Source organism: Pedococcus sp. P5_B7, from assembly GCF_054049895.1.
Genome location: NZ_JBFULM010000002.1, coordinates 1,026,112 through 1,042,414, shown reverse-complemented (window position 1 = coordinate 1,042,414; position 16,303 = coordinate 1,026,112). Strand labels below are relative to the sequence as shown.

Below are 16,303 nucleotides of genomic sequence, written 5' to 3'. Positions count from 1 at the left end.
GGCCCCTCGTCTCGTCCCCGAACCAGAGACGGCGACGGCGCCGAACAGTGACGCGCCAACGGCGCCGGCCCCCGCCAGGTGTCATTGCGCGACCGACCGCGTCACGCAACGGGGAGATACGCGTCTCGCATCAAAAGGGGCCGCGCGAGCGTGCCATTCGACGACCGATGCTTTTGGGGTGGGACATGACGAACTTTCACGCTGGACACCAGGCCCGAGGGGCCACTCTCGTACGACGTCTGCAGGCCACCAGGTGGCTCGCGGCACTGGCCGCGTGCGCTGTGGTCCTGGCCTGTGCGACCCTGCTGAGTGCCCGGACGGCACGGGCCGCCACCATCGACGGGGCCATCACCTCCATCACGACCACGGCGACCGGCACGGCGCAGTGGGACACGGTGGACTTCGCCTGCACCTGGGCCGTGCCCGACGGCTCGGCGCCCGGTGACACCTTCAGCCTCGACCTGCCATCGGAGCTGCGGTGGTTCGGCGCGACGGACTTCGTCCTCGCCGGGCGGGACGGGCTCCCCGTGGCCTCGGCCCATGCCGACGCCAGCGGCCACGTCGTGTTCACGCTGACCGACTACGTGCTCACCCACGTCGACGTCCACGGCAGCTGTCACTTCTCGACCCAGTACGTCGCGGAGACGACCGACGAGACCGTCGACCTGGACTTCCAGGTGGGCGACGAGGTCGTCAGGGTCGACCTCCCCACCGTGGGACCGTGTGCCGGGCCCTGCACCGAGGACCGCACCGTGCCGAGCAAGTACATGTGGTGGAGCGACGCTGCCCAGACCACGACCCGGTCGGCGGTCCGGGCCCCGGCCACCACCTCCGACAGCAGTGACGTCACCATCGCGGACACGCCCGGCCCCGGTCTGGCTCTCGACTGCGCCACCGTCGCCGTGACCATCGGCACCGTCCTCGACGCCGCAGGAGACGTGACCGACCCCCGCGACGACGGCACCTACGTGCCGAAGATCTCCTGCACCCCGCAAGGGGTTTCCGTCACCTGGTCCCAGGTCCCTGCCGGGGAGTACACCGAGCTCCGGGTGCTGGCCACCGTGGTGGACCCCACGGCCACGACCTACACCAACGGGGCCGTGGTCAGCGTGAACGGTCAGGACACTCCGGTCCACGACGAGGTCCGCCGCAGCGACGCCGGAGGCGATGGCACCGGATCGGCGACCACGACGACGACGAGCTCGACCACCGCGACCACGACGACGACGGGCTCGACCACCGCGACCACGACGACGACGGGCTCGACCACCGCGACCTCGACCACCGCGACGACGGCGTCGAGCACAACGGCCACGGCGTCCGGCACGATCACGTCGCCCGCCAGCACCGACCACGACGTCGTGACCACCGGTGGGGGCGGTGCCGCGGGAGCGCTGGTCACCCCGGACGACTCGTCGCTCGCGTTCACCGGCATCGATGTCCTCGAGCTGGTGGCGGTCGGCTCCCTGCTGCTCGGGTCGGGCGCTGTCCTCTCCGGACTCGCACGCCGCCGTCGACGGCACTAGGTGGGCGCGGACCGGCTCGACCGCGTCGGACGCGACCGACGAGCCGGCGACCGGGTGGCGCGCCACCCGGTCGCGCGTCATGGGAACGGGCCCGCGGACTCCTTGACGGCAGGCGCCGGGTTGGCGCCCCGACCACGGCTGGGCGACGACCCGGCCCCGCCCCGGAAGAAGGCACGACCATGGACACACCTCGAGGTCAGGGGACGGAACGGCTCGTCCTCGCGATCGGTGAGATCTCGGCGAGCCATCGCACCGTGCTGACCCCGGCCGGCAGTGCCCCGGTGAATGCCGTCACCTGGGCCATCAGGGAGGAGACCGCGCCTCGGGGTCGCGGCTGGCGGCGTGCCCTGCCCGGCGCTGGCGCACCCGACACCGTGGCTCTCGGGGTGACGCTCAGCGTGACGGTCAGCGGCCCGGGCTGGCGGCACACCGAGAGGGTCGGGCCGGCCGGTCCGGAGGAGGTGGCTGCCGTGCGGGGCAAGGTCACGCAGGCGCGCATGCTCGCCCTGCGGTCCGTCGTGTGGTCGCCCGCCGCCGCGGCGCAGGTCCCGGCGCCCCCGGCCCACGAGGAGGCCGCCGAACCCGCGAGGTAGGTTCGACCCATTCGTGGGTGCTGCCAGCGGCCACGGCCGAACCCCGGGAGTCGTTGGTGCGAGTCGTCGTCATGGGCGCGGGTGGCTACGTCGGAAGTCGCCTGGTGCCGGCCCTGCTCGCGGCCGGCCACGACGTGACGGCCACCTTCACCAGAGCGGCGTCGGCCGGGCGGTTCTGGTGGGCCGAGCAGGTCGACGTGGTCGAGGTCGACGTCCTCGACCGCCCCACGGCGCGGTTGGCCGTGACCGGCGCCGAGGCGCTCTACTACCTCGTCCACGGACTCGGTGGTGACGACTTCGCGACCAGCGACCGCGAGGGCGCCTACAACGCCGCCCACGCCGCGGTCCGGGCCGGCCTGGGCCGCATCGTCTACCTCGGCGGTCTGGTCCCTGACGTCCCGGACGACGACCTGTCTGCCCACCTGAGGTCGCGGCTCGAGGTCGAACAGGTGCTCACCGACTCCGGCATCCCGACCCTGGCCCTGCGCGCGGCGATGGTGGTGGGCAGCGGGTCGACCTCGTTCGAGATCATGCGCCAGCTGAGCGAGCGGCTGCCCGTCCAGGTGCTGCCCCGCTGGATGGACAGCCGGGTCGAGCCGGTCGCCATCACGGACGTGGTCACCGCGCTGGTCGGCGCCCTGACCGCCCCAGCCGTGAGCCGGCACTTCGACCTCGGCAGCGGGGAGCGGATGCCCTATGCCGCGTTGCTGCGGCTCTACGCGGACCGCGCCGGGCTGCGCAGGGTGCAGGTGAGCGTGCCGGGCCTGCCGACCGCCCTGGTGTCGCGTCTCGCCCCCGCGCTCACCCGCGCACCGGCCTCCACCGTGCAGTCGCTGGTCGAGAGCCTGCACCACGACATGGTGTGCGGCCGACAGGACTTCGTGGTCCAGCTGATGCCGCCGGGCCATGCCCTCACGCCGGTCGCCGAGGCGCTCGACCGGGCGCTCGCCGTCCCGGACGCGTCGGTCCCGGACTCCGAGCGCGACGTCATCGGCCCGCTCAGCTCCGACGCAGCCTGGACCGGATCAGTGGCTCCCTGACCTCTGCTGGCTGCGCTCGCGACGAGCCAGCTCGCGTTCGAGGTTGCGCGCGAACCCGACTCCCATGGCCGCGATGACAGCCTGCATCGAGGCCTGGACCGCGGGCTTGGCGAGCCGCGGGAACGGCAGGTCGACGTCGACCCCGAGCTCGATCGTCAGGCGGGTCCCGGCGCCGCTGTCGGCCAGCTGGTAGATGCCCTCGACCCCGGCGCGCTCGTCACCCTTCGGCGCGTGGGTGTAGACGATCCGCTCCTTGGGCGTGAACTCCATGCGCTCGGTGAACGAGAGCCCGATGCTCTTGCCGAGCACCTCGATCGGTGCGAGCTTCCAGAGCCAGGTGCTGCCGTGGTCCTCGATCGACCGCACCATCGGGGTCAGCTTGCCGACCAGCGTCGCGTCACTCAGGACATCCCAGACCGAGTCGCGGGGGTGCGGCACCACGGCGGTTGAGCGCTTGGCTGCCGAGAAGATCGTCATGGCTCGAGTCTCGTCCATGGCCGACCAGCCCGCGCGGCGCCCCCTGGACAGCGCCCCACCGGGGATCGCTGTGAGAGTCTGGCCGACGTGAGCGAACCAGCACCTGCGACCTCGGGTTCACCGCGGCGCGGGCGTCCGGGGTACGACCAGGAGACCGTGCTGCGCAGGGCCATCGAGCTCTTCAACGAGCAGGGGTACGACGGCACGAGCATGGGTGACCTGGCCCGGGAGCTCGGGTTCAGCAAGTCGGCGATCTACCACCACGTGCCGAGCAAGACCCACCTGCTCTCGCTGGCCCTCGACGAGGCCCTCGACGGGCTCACCCGCGTCATCGAGGAGGCGAGCCACGACGCTGCCGGCCACACGGCATACGAACGGCTGCGGCAGGCGGTGCACCGCAGCGTCGAGGTGCTGGTCGAGCACCAGCCGGCGGTCACGCTGCTCCTGCGGGTGCGCGGCAACAGCGAGGTGGAGCGAGCCGCCCTGCGGCGACGTCGCGACATCGACGCGCGGCTCGCCGCGCTCGTCAAGGAGGCCATCGACGAGGGGTCGCTGCGCACCGACGTGCCCCCGGCCCTGGTGAGCCGGTTGCTCTTCGGCATGGTCAACTCACTCGTCGAGTGGCACCGCGCCGGTGGTGGGGTCGACGGCGAGCAGCTCTCCGAGGCGATCACGACCATCGTCTTCGACGGGTTGGCGCTGGACCGGCCTCACCAGTCGTAGAAACCCCGTCCGGTCTTGCGACCCAGCTCGCCGGCGGCCACCTTGTCGCGCAACAGCTGCGGCGGTTCGAACCGCGGACCCAGCTCGCGCGCGAGGTGCTCCGCGATGGCGAGGCGGACGTCGAGGCCCACGATGTCGGTGGTGCGCAGTGGTCCCACCGGGTGGCGGTAGCCGAGGGTCATCGCGGTGTCGATGTCCGCCGCGGACGCGACGCCCTCCTGCACCATGCGCATCGCCTCCAGGGCGATGGCCACGCCCAAGCGACTGCTCGCGAACCCTGGGGAGTCCTTGACGACGATGGCGGTCTTGCCCAGGGCGGAGACCCAGCCACGGGCGTCCTCGGCGAGGCCCGCGGACGTCTGCGTGCCCAGCACGATCTCGACGAGGTCGCTGGTGGGCACCGGGTTGAAGAAGTGCAGACCGATGAACCGTTCGGGGGCGCTCAGCCCGGAGGCGATGGCGTCGATCGACAGCGAGCTGGTGTTGGTGGCCAGCACGGCGTGTGGCAGCGCCTGCTCGAGCCGCTGGAACACCGACTGCTTGAGCTCGAGGTCCTCCGGGACGGCCTCGATGGCCAGCTCGACGTCCCCGTAGTCAGGGTACGGTCCAGTGCTCACCGTGACGCGTTGCAGGACGACCTCGAGGTCCTCGGTCAGCGCTCCCTTGTCGACTGCCTTGCGCAGGCTGCTTCCCACCCGCTCGACTGCGGCTCGCGCGGACGATGTGTCGGTCTCGATGACCCGGACCGAAGACCCGGCCGCGACAAAGGCGTGCGCGATGCCGGCGCCCATCCGCCCTCCTCCGTAGACGAGGACGCGCTCGGGCAGGGCAGTGGAGTCGGTCATGGATGCTCCGTTCTGGAAATCCGGAAGAGCGTGAATGGCTGGAAACGGTTGCGGGTCAAGGGCGTTCGAGGAGCAGGGCGCTGCCCTGGCCGACCCCGACGCACATCGTCGCGAGACCGCGGTGCGCACCAGCCCGCTCGAGCCGTCCGAGGAGGGTCACGACGATGCGGGTGCCGGAGCACCCGAGGGGGTGGCCGAGGGCGATCGCGCCGCCGTCGGCGTTGACGAGGTCGGGGTCGAGCCCCAGGTCGCGGATGCAGGCGATCGACTGGGACGCGAAGGCCTCGTTGAGCTCCACGGCGTCGAGGTCGTCGACGCTCCACCCGACCCGGGCCAGGGCCTTGCGCGTCGCAGGGACGGGGCCGATCCCCATGACCTCCGGGGCCACGCCGGCGCTGGCGGCCGCGACGACCCGGGCCCGCGGGGTGAGGCCGTGCGCCTCGATGAACCGTTCGCTCGCGACGACGACGGCGGCCGCGCCGTCGTTGAGGGCGCTGGAGTTGCCGGCCGTGATGACCCCGTCGGGTCCGTGCAGGGGTCGCAGCGCGGCCAGGCGTTCGAGGCTGGTGTCCGCGCGCGGCCCCTCGTCGACCGCGAACTCGCCGTCCCGCAGCGGCACGGCGACCGTCTCCGCCTCGAACCGGCCGTTCTTGATCGCGTCGAGGGCGCGTTCGTGCGAGCGCAGGGCGAAGGCGTCGAGCTCGTCGCGCGTCAGGTGCCAGTGCTGCGCAACGCGTTCCGCGGTCTGCGGCATGGTCAGTGTGGTGTCGGCGTCGAACCGTGGGTTCGCGAACCGCCACCCGATCGAGGTGTCGAAGGTCGCCCCCGGTCGGGCGAACGCCTTGGTCGGCTTCTCGGTCACCCACGGGGCGCGCGTCATGGACTCGACCCCACCGGCGATCACGACATCGGCGTCGCCGGCCGCGATCATCTGGCGAGCGGTGGCGATGGCGGTCAGGCCTGAGGCGCAGAGCCGGTTCACGGTGAAGCCGGGCACCGACTGGGGGAGCCCGGCCAGCAGCAGGGCCATCCGGGCGACGTTGCGGTTGTCCTCGCCGGCCTGGTTGGCCGCGCCGAGGACCACCTCGTCGACCAGCTCGGGGTCGATGCCGGACCGGGCCACCACCTCGCGCACGACGAGCGCGGCGAGGTCGTCGGGGCGCACCGAAGCCAGCCCACCGGCATACCGGCCGATGGGGGTGCGGACACCGTCGACGATGAAGGCCTCGGTCACGTTCGTCTCCTCGATCTCGGGGAAGGTCAGGCGTCGAAGTCGACTGTGACGGTGTCGCTGACGGGGTAGGACTGACAGGTGAGGACGAAGCCCTGCTCGACCTCACCCTTCTCGAGCGCGTAGTTGCGGCGCATGTCGACCTCGCCGTCGCGGACGAGGGCTCGGCAGGTGCCGCAGACCCCGCCCTTGCAGGCGAACGGCAGGTCGGTGCGCGTCGCCTGCGCTGCGTCGAGGATCGACTGGCCGCGCGGCATGGGGGCGGTGGAGCTCGACCCGTCGAGCACGACGGTGACGTCGCTGGTCTCGCCCTCGACCACAGCGTCGGCGCGGTGCAGCTCCGGCGGCGGCTCGTCGACGTAGAAGAGCTCGAAGTGGATGCGCTCCTCGGCCACCCCGACCTCCGCCAGCACCTCACGGGCTGCGCCGATCATGGCGAACGGCCCGCACAGCCACACGTCGTCGACGTCCTGCACGGGCACGAGCAGGTCGAGCAGCCGACGCAGTCGCTCGGCGTCGATCCGTCCGGAGAAGAGCTCTACGTCGCGGGGCTCCCGCGACAGCACGTGGATCAGCTGCAGGCGCGACCCGTGGCGGTTCTTGAGGTCGGCCAGCTCCTCGGCGAACATCACCGACCCCGTGGTGCGGTTGCCGTAGATCAGCGTCACCTCGGCGTCGGGGTTGCTGAGCATCGTGGTGGCGATGGACAGCATCGGCGTGATGCCCGAGCCGGCCGCGACGCACAGGTGCCGACCACCGGTCGCGGGATCGGCGCGGAAGCTGCCTGACGGCGTCTGCACCTCGATCTCCGTGCCCGGCGTGACGTCGTGGACCAGCCAGTGCGAGAAGAGACCGTCCGGGATCTCGCGGACGCCGATGCGCGGTCGCTCACCGACCGCGGCGCAGATCGAGTACGTGCGGCGGTGCTCCTGGCCGTCGATGCGCCGCCGGAGCGTCAGTGACTGTCCCGCAGCGAAGTCGTATGCCGCGGCGAGCTCGGCCGGGACGTCGAAGCTCACCGCGACGGCGTCGTCAGTCAGCTGCTCGACCGAGTGCACGGTGAGCGTGTGGAAGACCGGGGCGGTCCGGGTCGTCTTCGGGAGCAGCAGCGAGCCGGTTGACACTCAGATCTCCTTGACGTGCTCGAACGGCTCGAGGCAGCTCGTGCAGCGGTAGAGGGCCTTGCACGACGTCGCCCCGAACTCGGACGTGAGCTCGACATCACTCGAACCACAACGGGGACAGTCGATCTCGCGACGCCGCGGATGGAGGGCGAGGGGTACCGGACCGGCGCGGCGTGGTGCCGGTCCGGGCGCGGACAGCCCGTGCGCGCGCAGTGCGGCCCGACCCGCGTCAGTGATCCAGTCGCTCGACCAGGCCGGGCTGAGGCTGACCCGGACGGTGGCCTGCAGGCCTACCTCGCCGAGGGTGCGCACGAGGTCGTCGCGCATCGTTGCCATGGCGGGGCAGCCGGAGTAGGTCGGCGTGATCGTCACGGTGACGGACCCCGACGGTCCGACTGCCACCTCGCGCAGGACGCCGAGGTCCTCGAGCGTGAGCATCGGCATCTCCGGGTCGGTGACGCGCCGAGCCACGGCACACGCCCGCTCGCGCAGCTCCCCGTGCGAGGTGGCCACGCCGGGCGAACCCGGCGGGTCCACCTCGCACCGGCGGGAGGTCTGGGTCGCCGGGGCCATGGTCACCACTGACCCATCGGGTGCGCGCGGGCCACGACCTGCAGCTCGCCGAGGATCCGGCTGAGCGCCTCGGTGTGCATGCCGTCGCGACCCTGGCGACCCTGGACTGCGGCCATCGGTGCGACCGTCGGCTGCTCCACACCACTGAGGGCGAAGACCTGGGCGAGGACGACCGCGACCGCGTCGGCGACCGTCGCGGGGTCGACCCCGACCCCGGCCCGGGCGACGCGGGCCTCGACCTCGTGGGTCGCGAACTGCTCGGCCTGGAGCGGCCAGACCTTCGCCAGGGCGGCCTCGATGCGACGCCGCGACTCGTCGGTGCCACGAGCCAGGGTGAGGAACCAGCGCCCTGCGTAGTCGCGGTGGTAGGTCAGCTCCTTGACGCCCTTGGCGGCCACGGCGGAGAGCACGTGGTCGCGGCTGTCGACGAGCTTCTCGAAGACCGCGATCCGTGCGCTGGAGAAGAGCAGCAGCTTGACGATGGTCACCGCGAAGTCGCCGTTGTCGAGCTCGACGAGCCGCACGTTGCGGAAGTCGCCGTCACCGCGGAAGAACGCGAGGGCGTCCTCGGGCGGCACCGGGGAGCCCTCGGGCAGCGCCGGGACCAGCGACGGGTCGGCCGCCGCGGCTCGGGCGAGCAGCAGCCGGGCCTGGCCGAGGAGGTCGAGCGCGATGTTGGACAGCGCGATGTCGTCCTCGAGGTCGGGCGCGCGGCTGGTCCACTCCGAGAGCCGTTGCGACGCCACCAGGGCGTCGTCGGCCAGCATCAGGCAGTAGGTGCCGAGGTCGCTCGCGTCGACCCCGTCGGGGATCGTCGTGTCGACGCCGGCCAGCGGGTCCTCGAAGTCCGTGCCGAAGGCCCAGTGCGAGGGGTCGCCACCCAGAAGCCCGTCATAGACGGAGCCGTGGGCGTCGTTGGGGTCGGGGGCAGGGTGCGACGGCTGGTGGGCGACGTCGTCGGCGACCGACTGGATCGCGTCGAGCCCGTCGGGCTGCGGTGATTCAGGCATGGTCAGCAGCTCACATGTGGGGGACGTTGTCGGGGATCTCGTAGAACGTGGGGTGCCGGTAGACCTTGTCCCCGCTCGGGGCGAACATCGGGTCCTTCTCGTCCGGGCTCGACGCCGCGATGTCCTTGGACTGCACCACCCAGATGCTGACGCCCTCGTTGCGGCGGGTGTAGACGTCGCGGGCATGGCGCAGCGCCATGTCGTCATCCGCGGCGTGCAGCGAACCGACGTGCACGTGGTTGAGCCCGCGCTTGCCGCGGACGAACACCTCGTAGAGCGGCCACTCGGCGCGCACCCGCTCATCGGGTGATGTCTGGTCGCTCATGCGGTGCCCTTCCCGTCGACGTCGGAGGGCGAGGCCTCCAACGACAGCTGCTGCGCGGCATACGCGGTCGCGGCCTCGCGCACCCACGCGCCGTCCTCGTGCGCGGCACGGCGGTGCGCGATGCGCTGGGTGTTGCACGGACCGTTGCCCTTGACGACCTGCATGAACTCGTCCCAGTCGGGCTGGCCGAAGTCGTGCGCCTGGCGCTCCTCGTTCCACCGCAGGTCGGGGTCGGGGAACGTGACGCCGAGTGCCTCGGCCTGGGGCACGGACATGTCGACGAACCGCTGGCGCAGGTCGTCGTTGGTGTTGCGCTTGATGCCCCACGCCATCGACTGGGCCGAGTTCGGGGACTCGTCGTCGGGCGGGCCGAACATCATCAGCGCCGGCCACCAGAACCGGTTGACCGACTCCTGCACCATCGCGCGCTGCTCGTCGGTGCCCCGCATCATCGTCATCAGCAGCTCGTAGCCCTGCCGCTGGTGGAAGGACTCCTCCTTGCAGATGCGGATCATCGCGCGGCCGTAGGGCCCGAACGAGGTGCGGCACAACGGCACCTGGTTGCAGATCGCCGCTCCGTCGACGAGCCAGCCGATGGTGCCGACGTCGGTGTAGGAGAGGGTCGGGTAGTTGAAGATCGAGGAGTACTTCTGGCGGCCCTCGATGAGCATCTCGGTGAGCTGGCCGCGGCTGACCCCGAGGGTCTCGCACGCGGAGTAGAGGTAGAGCCCGTGGCCGGCTTCGTCCTGCACCTTGGCCAGCAGGATCGCCTTGCGGCGCAGCGACGGGGCCCGCCCGATCCAGTTGCCCTCCGGCTGCATGCCGATGATCTCGGAGTGCGCGTGCTGGGCGACCTGGCGCACCAGCGTCTTGCGGTAGCCGTCGGGCATCCAGTCGCGGGGTTCGATGCGGTCGTTGCGGGCGATGGTGGCCTCGAACCCGGCCAGCAGGTCGCCCTCGTCGGTCCCGGGCGGGGCCGTGGTGGTGTCCGTCATGCAACCCTCCGCGGTGAGGTGATTAACTGACCGAACGGTCTGTAATAGTGTCGCAGGTGCCGTCGGATGTTGGCAAGCACGCAGGTGCCATCCACGGTATGCCGCGTCGCGGACGAGCGCCTGCGGCGCCAGTCGGGGGTGGCATTACTCGCGAGTCACCCGTGATCGGTGGCAGGCTCGGCAGCGTTCCGCTGTCCGTCGTCGCTGGGAGGCCCACCGGATGTTCTCGCGCATCGCCATCGTCAATCGCGGCGAGGCCGCCATGCGGCTCATCCATGCGGTGCGCGACCTCAACGCGCAGGCGGGGGCGGACGGGCACCGCATCGAGACCGTCGCGCTGCACACCGAGGGCGAGAAGCGGGCCATGTTCGTCCGCGAGGCCGACCACGCGTACAACCTGGGTCCGGCGGCGAACCGTCCCTACCTCGACTACGCCGTGCTCGAGAAGGCCCTGCGCGAGACGGGTGCGGACGCCGCCTGGGTCGGTTGGGGGTTCGTCGCCGAGGACCCGAACTTCGCCGAGGTCTGCGCCCGGATCGGGGTCACCTTCATCGGCCCCAGCCCCGAGGCCATGCGCAAGCTGGGCGACAAGATCGGGTCCAAGATCATCGCCGAGGAGGTCGGGGTCCCCGTGGCGCCGTGGAGCGGTGGCGGCGTCGACACCCTCGAGGACGCCAAGACCGCGGCGGCGCGCATCGGCTACCCGCTGATGCTGAAGGCGACCGCCGGCGGCGGTGGCCGCGGCATCCGCATGGTCGCCAGCGACGCCGACCTCACCGACGCCTACGAGCGCACCCGTGACGAGGCGCAGCGTGCCTTCGGCTCCGGTGTCGTCTTCCTCGAGCGGCTGGTGACCGGTGCCCGGCACGTCGAGGTGCAGGTCATCGCTGACGGACAGGGCACGGCGTGGGCCATCGGCGTGCGCGACTGCTCCATCCAGCGGCGCAACCAGAAGGTCATCGAGGAGTCCGCCTCACCCGTCCTCGCGCCGGAGCAGGTGGCCGAGGTCAAGGCCAGTGCCGAGCGGCTCGCCGTCGCGGTCGGGTATGCCGGTGCCGGCACCGTCGAGTTCCTCTACCACCCGGGCGAGAAGTTCTTCGCGTTCCTGGAGGTCAACACCCGCCTCCAGGTCGAGCACCCCATCACCGAGGTCACCACCGACACCGACCTGGTCAAGCTGCAGATCCACGTGGCCGGCGGCGGTCGCCTCGAGGGGGAGCGGCCCACCGAGGAGGGGCACGCCGTCGAGGCACGGCTCAACGCCGAGGACCCCGACCGCGACTTCGCGCCGTCGCCCGGACGCATCAGCCTCCTCAACCTGCCGTCTGGTCCCGGGATCCGGGTCGACACCGGCGTGGGCGAGGGCGACTCGATCCCCGCCGACTTCGACTCGATGATCGCCAAGATCATCGCCGTCGGGCGCGACCGCGACGAGGCGCTGGCCCGCCTGCGCCGCGCGATGGGCGAGACGACCGTGGTGATCGAGGGTGGGGCCACCAACAAGAGCTTCATCCTCGACCTGCTCGACCAGCCCGAGGTCATCGACGGCAGCGCCGACACCGGCTGGATCGACCGCGTCCGCGCCGAGGGTCGACTGGTGTCCCACCGCCACTCGGGTGTGGCGCTCGTCGCGGCAGGCATCGAGGGCTACGAGGACGAGGAGGCGCTCGAGCGCACCCGCCTGCTCGAGACCTCCCGAGGCGGCCGACCCCAGGTGCAGCACCGCACCGGTCGCGCCATCGACCTCAAGCTCCGCGGCACGGCATACAAGGTCACGGTGTGGCGGATCGGGCCGCACCGGTTCCGCGTGCTGATCGCCGCAGGGGCGACCGAACAGACCGTCGACGCAGACCTCGACCGCCTCGACGAGTACACGAGCCGGATCACCATCGCCGGCCGCACGCACCGACTCATCACGGCCACCCACGGGCCGATCCAGCTCGTCGAGGTCGACGGGGTGACCCACCGCGTGAGCCGCGACGAGGGTGGTGTGCTGCGTTCTCCCGCACCGGCTCTCGTCGTCGCGACCCCTGTCGCGGTCGGCGCGGAGGTCGCCGCGGGCGCGCCGGTCCTCGTGCTCGAGTCGATGAAGATGGAGACCGTCCTGCCGGCTCCCTTCGCCGGTCGGGTCAAGGAGCTGCTGGTCTCCGCGGGCAGCCAGGTCGAGACCGGCACCCCGTTGGTGCGGCTCGAGCCTGTGGGCGACGCCGACGAAGCCGCGGCGGAGGGGGTCGACGACGAGCCGATCGACCTCGACCTCCCCGAGGGCGCCCGGTCGGGTGACGGAGCGGCCGCCACGGCCGACCACGCTCGCGACGCGCTCGCGGCGATGCTGCTCGGCTACGACCTCGACCAGCGCGACGAGGGCAGCACCCTCACGAGCTACCTGTCCGCCCGCGACGAGCTGACTGCCCAGGGCGTCTCGCAGATCCGCGCCGAGGTGGATGTCCTCGAGGTGTTCGCCGACTTCGCCGAGCTGAGCCGCAACCGTCCGGCGGGGGAGGAAGCCCACGTCGAGCACCGGGTGCACAGCCCCCGCGAGCACTTCCACACCTACCTCCAGAGCCTCGACCCCGACCGTGGCGCGCTGCCCGAGCAGTTCCGCAGCAAGCTCGCCAACGTCCTGCGCCACTACGACCTCGACAGCCTCGACCGCACCCCGGAGCTCGAGCAGGCGGTGTTCCGGGTCTTCCTGTCGCAGCAGCGCTCGGCCCCCGACGTCGCGCTGGCCACCTCCCTGCTGCAGCGCTGGATGGTCGAGCCGTGCCCCGAGCCGCCGCTGGACGCCGCCGCCCGCGAGGTCCTCGACCGCCTCGTGGTCGCCACCCAGCTGCGCTTCCCCGTCGTCGGCGACCTCGCCCGGAGCGTGCGGTTCCGCTGGTTCGACCAGCCGTTGGTCGACGCCGACCGCGCGAGCGTCCTCGGTGGCGTGAGTGACGAGCTCACCGCCCTGGAGGGTATGCCGGGTGGCGAGGACCGCGCCCGCCGCATCGACGCGCTGGCCGCGATCCCCGAGCAGATCGTGCAGTTCCTCGCCGAACGCCTCGAGGGCGGTGTGCCGCAGCGCGAGCCGATGCTCGCCGTCCTCATCAAGCGGCACTACCGCGAGCACGACCTCACCGGCCTGCGGGAGCTCGCGGTCGGTGCCCGTCCCTTCGCGGTGGCCGACTACACGCTCGACGGGCGCGCGACGCACCTCGTGACCAGTGTCGGCCGGGTCGACGAGCTCGTCCCCGGCGGTGAGCTCGAGCAGGCGGTCTCGGGTCAGCTCGAGGAGGCGACAGAGGGCTCGGAAGGGGTCGTCGACCTCTACCTGTCCTGGCCCGACGAGCCCTCGTCGCCCGAAGACGCCTCGGCGCGGCTCGGCGAGCTGCTCGCCGCCATGCCGTTTGCGCACCGACTCCGTCGCGTCGCGATCGCCGTCTGCCCGGGCGGCGGTCGGCCGGTGGCCTACTTCACCTTCCGCCCGGACGGGGCCGGCGGCATGGTCGAGGACCGGCTGGTGCGAGGTGTGCACCCCATGGTCGGGCGGCGGCTCAACCTCTGGCGGCTGCGCGACTTCGAGGTCACCCGTCTCGACGCCCCCGAGGACGTGCTGCTCTACCTCTGCACCGCACCCGGCAACGAGGCGGACCAGCGCCTCGTGGCGCTCGCCCAGGTGCGCCAGCTCGTCGTCGTCCGCGACGAGCGCGGCCGGGTCACCGCCCTGCCGCACGCGGAGCGGGCCATCGCCAACTGCCTCGAGGCCATCCGCCGGGCCCGCGCGGCGCGCGGAGCAGCGGGCGCCCGGCTCGACATGAACCACGTGTGGGTGCACATCTGGCCCCCGATCGAGGCCGACCTCGACCAGCTGACGGCCCTCCAGGCCAAGATCGCACCGCTCACCGCGGGCGCGGGCATCGAGGAGGTGCTCGTGCAGGGCCGGATCGCCGGGCCGGACGGGGCCATCGCGCCCCTGGCCGCCCGGTTCCACTTCCAGCCCGGCTCCGGCGTCGTCACGTCGGTGGAGGAGCCCCCGACCACCCGGCTGAAGCCGCTCGACGACTACGCACAGAAGGTCGTCCGGGCCCGGCGTCGGGGCGTCGTCTACCCCTACGAGCTGCAGGCCATGATCGCCGGGCCGGGTGGCACCGCGACCGAGTACGACCTTGACGACACGGGCACACTGGCTCCCGTCGACCGTCCCTACGGCCTCAACAAGGCCGGGATCATCGCCGGGCTCATCACGACGCCCACCGAGCGCTACCCCGAGGGCATGACGCGGGTGCTTCTGTGCGGCGACCCGCTCAAGGCCCTCGGTGCCGTGTCCGAGGCCGAGTGCACGCGGATCATCGCCGCCCTCGACCTGGCCGAGAAGATGCACGTGCCGGTCGAGTGGTTCGCGCTGTCCGCCGGTGCGCGGATCTCGATGGACTCGGGCACCGAGAACATGGACTGGGTCGCGAAGGCCCTCAAGCGGATCATCGAGTTCACCCAGTCCGGCGGTGAGATCAACATCGTGGTGGCAGGGATCAACGTCGGCGCCCAGCCCTACTGGAACGCCGAGGCCACGATGCTCATGCACACCAAGGGAATCCTCGTCATGACACCGGACAGCGCGATGGTGCTGACCGGCAAGCAGTCGCTGGACTTCTCCGGTGGCGTCTCCGCCGAGGACAACTTCGGGATCGGGGGCTACGACCGCGTGATGGGCCCGAACGGGCAGGCGCAGTACTGGGCACCCGACCTCGCCGGCGCGCGTGACGTGCTGATGGCGCACTACGACCACACCTACGTCCACCCGGGTGAGCCCGGCCCGCGCCGCGCGACGACCACGGACGCCGCAGACCGCGACGTCACGGCATACCCGCACGTCATCCCTGACTCGGGGTTCACGACAGTCGGCGACATCTTCTCGCCCGCCACGAACCCCGACCGCAAGAAGGCGTTCGACATCCGCATCCTCATGGCGGCGGTCGCCGACCAGGACCACCCCACCCTCGAGCGCTGGGCCGGCATGGCCGACGCCGAGACCGCGGTGGTCCAGGACGCCCATCTCGGCGGCATCCCGGTCTGCCTGCTCGGGATCGAGTCGAAGACCGTCGCGCGGCGCGGGTTCCCGCCCACCGACGGCCCGGACACCTACACGGCCGGCACCCTCTTCCCGCGGTCGTCGAAGAAGGCCGCCCGCGCGATCAACGCCGCCAGTGGCAACCGGCCCCTCGTGGTGCTGGCCAACCTGTCCGGCTTCGACGGGTCCCCGGAGTCGATGCGCAGCCTGCAGCTCGAGTACGGCGCCGAGATCGGCCGGGCCATCGTCAACTTCAACGGCCCGATCGTCTTCTGTGTCGTCAGCCGCTACCACGGTGGCGCGTTCGTGGTGTTCTCCAAGGCCCTCAACCCCGAGATGACGGTGCTCGCCGTCGAGGGGTCGTTCGCCTCGGTGATCGGTGGCGCCCCGGCCGCCGCGGTCGTGTTCTCCCGCGACGTCGACGCGCGCACCGCTGCCGACCCGAGGGTCACGGAGGCCGAGTCCCGCCTGGGCGAGGCCACTGGTGCCGAGCGGGCGCTGATCGCGACCGAGCTGGCCGACCTGCGCACCGCAGTGCGCAGCGAGAAGCTCGGTGAGGTCGCGTCCGAGTTCGACAGCGTGCACAGCATCCACCGGGCCGTCAGCGTCGGCTCGGTCGACGCCGTGATCGACCCGCACGAGCTGCGGCCGAGGATCATCGCGGCCATCGAAGCCGGCCTGGCCCGCCGGAGCTGACTGCGGCGCCAGGCTGACGACGGCGCCAGGCTGACGGCGGTGCATGGCTGACGGCGGTGCGGGTAGGACAAGGGCGACCGAGACCCCGACCGGAG

General features: G+C 71.7%; 13 protein-coding genes. 5 read left to right on the top strand and 8 right to left on the bottom strand.

All coding sequences use genetic code 11. The features are described from left to right. Nucleotides 1-185: 185 nt before the first annotated feature. From ACXJKD_RS07870 to ACXJKD_RS07860, 3 genes are all read left to right on the top strand, one after another. A complete protein-coding gene (locus ACXJKD_RS07870; protein ID WP_457253911.1) occupies nt 186-1,526 on the top strand; it encodes an Ig-like domain-containing protein in 1,341 nt (446 codons plus the stop codon). Between the two features lie 179 nt (nt 1,527-1,705). After that, entirely contained in the window at nt 1,706-2,119 is a 414-nt protein-coding gene (locus tag ACXJKD_RS07865; RefSeq protein ID WP_457253910.1) for a hypothetical protein, read from the top strand. A gap of 56 nt (nt 2,120-2,175) precedes the next feature. Next, entirely contained in the window at nt 2,176-3,159 is a 984-nt protein-coding gene (locus ACXJKD_RS07860; RefSeq protein WP_457253909.1) for an NAD(P)H-binding protein, read from the top strand. Here the strand turns inward: ACXJKD_RS07860 and ACXJKD_RS07855 are convergent. Next, a complete protein-coding gene (locus tag ACXJKD_RS07855) occupies nt 3,145-3,636 on the bottom strand; it encodes an SRPBCC family protein (protein WP_457253908.1) in 492 nt (163 codons plus the stop codon). The genes ACXJKD_RS07860 and ACXJKD_RS07855 overlap by 15 nt on opposite strands. Nucleotides 3,637-3,723: 87 nt before the next feature. Between ACXJKD_RS07855 and ACXJKD_RS07850 the strand changes: the two genes are divergently transcribed. Continuing rightward, nucleotides 3,724-4,359 (top strand): TetR/AcrR family transcriptional regulator, encoded by a 636-nt coding sequence (locus tag ACXJKD_RS07850; protein ID WP_457253907.1) that lies wholly within the window; start codon nt 3,724-3,726, stop codon nt 4,357-4,359. Here ACXJKD_RS07850 and ACXJKD_RS07845 read toward each other — a convergent pair. Genes ACXJKD_RS07845 through paaA form a run of 7 tightly spaced genes read right to left on the bottom strand, consistent with a single transcriptional unit; the run spans nt 4,347 to nt 10,462 of the window. Further along, nucleotides 4,347-5,204 (bottom strand): 3-hydroxyacyl-CoA dehydrogenase family protein, encoded by an 858-nt coding sequence (locus ACXJKD_RS07845; protein ID WP_457253906.1) that lies wholly within the window; start codon nt 5,202-5,204, stop codon nt 4,347-4,349. The genes ACXJKD_RS07850 and ACXJKD_RS07845 overlap by 13 nt on opposite strands. Nucleotides 5,205-5,259: 55 nt before the next feature. Then, a complete protein-coding gene (locus ACXJKD_RS07840; RefSeq protein WP_457253905.1) occupies nt 5,260-6,438 on the bottom strand; it encodes a thiolase family protein in 1,179 nt (392 codons plus the stop codon). 26 nt (nt 6,439-6,464) lie between these two features. Then, the gene (paaE, locus tag ACXJKD_RS07835) at nt 6,465-7,559 is read right to left on the bottom strand and encodes a 1,2-phenylacetyl-CoA epoxidase subunit PaaE (protein ID WP_457253904.1); all 1,095 of its coding nucleotides are present in this window, start codon (nt 7,557-7,559) and stop codon (nt 6,465-6,467) included. After that, the gene (gene paaD / locus ACXJKD_RS07830) at nt 7,560-8,132 is read right to left on the bottom strand and encodes a 1,2-phenylacetyl-CoA epoxidase subunit PaaD (protein WP_457254172.1); all 573 of its coding nucleotides are present in this window, start codon (nt 8,130-8,132) and stop codon (nt 7,560-7,562) included. A 2-nt stretch (nt 8,133-8,134) separates the two neighbouring features. After that, entirely contained in the window at nt 8,135-9,142 is a 1,008-nt protein-coding gene (gene paaC, locus ACXJKD_RS07825) for a 1,2-phenylacetyl-CoA epoxidase subunit PaaC (RefSeq protein ID WP_457253903.1), read from the bottom strand. 10 nt (nt 9,143-9,152) lie between these two features. Beyond that, the gene (gene paaB / locus ACXJKD_RS07820) at nt 9,153-9,467 is read right to left on the bottom strand and encodes a 1,2-phenylacetyl-CoA epoxidase subunit PaaB (protein ID WP_457253902.1); all 315 of its coding nucleotides are present in this window, start codon (nt 9,465-9,467) and stop codon (nt 9,153-9,155) included. Beyond that, complete coding sequence (gene paaA, locus ACXJKD_RS07815) at nt 9,464-10,462, bottom strand: 1,2-phenylacetyl-CoA epoxidase subunit PaaA (protein WP_457253901.1); 999 nt, start codon at nt 10,460-10,462, stop codon at nt 9,464-9,466. The genes paaB and paaA overlap by 4 nt, the downstream gene beginning before the upstream one ends. 220 nt (nt 10,463-10,682) lie before the next feature. Here paaA and ACXJKD_RS07810 point away from each other — a divergent pair, with 220 nt between their 5' ends. Then, the gene (locus ACXJKD_RS07810; RefSeq protein WP_457253900.1) at nt 10,683-16,208 is read left to right on the top strand and encodes an ATP-binding protein; all 5,526 of its coding nucleotides are present in this window, start codon (nt 10,683-10,685) and stop codon (nt 16,206-16,208) included. The last annotated feature ends 95 nt before the right edge of the window (nt 16,209-16,303 follow it).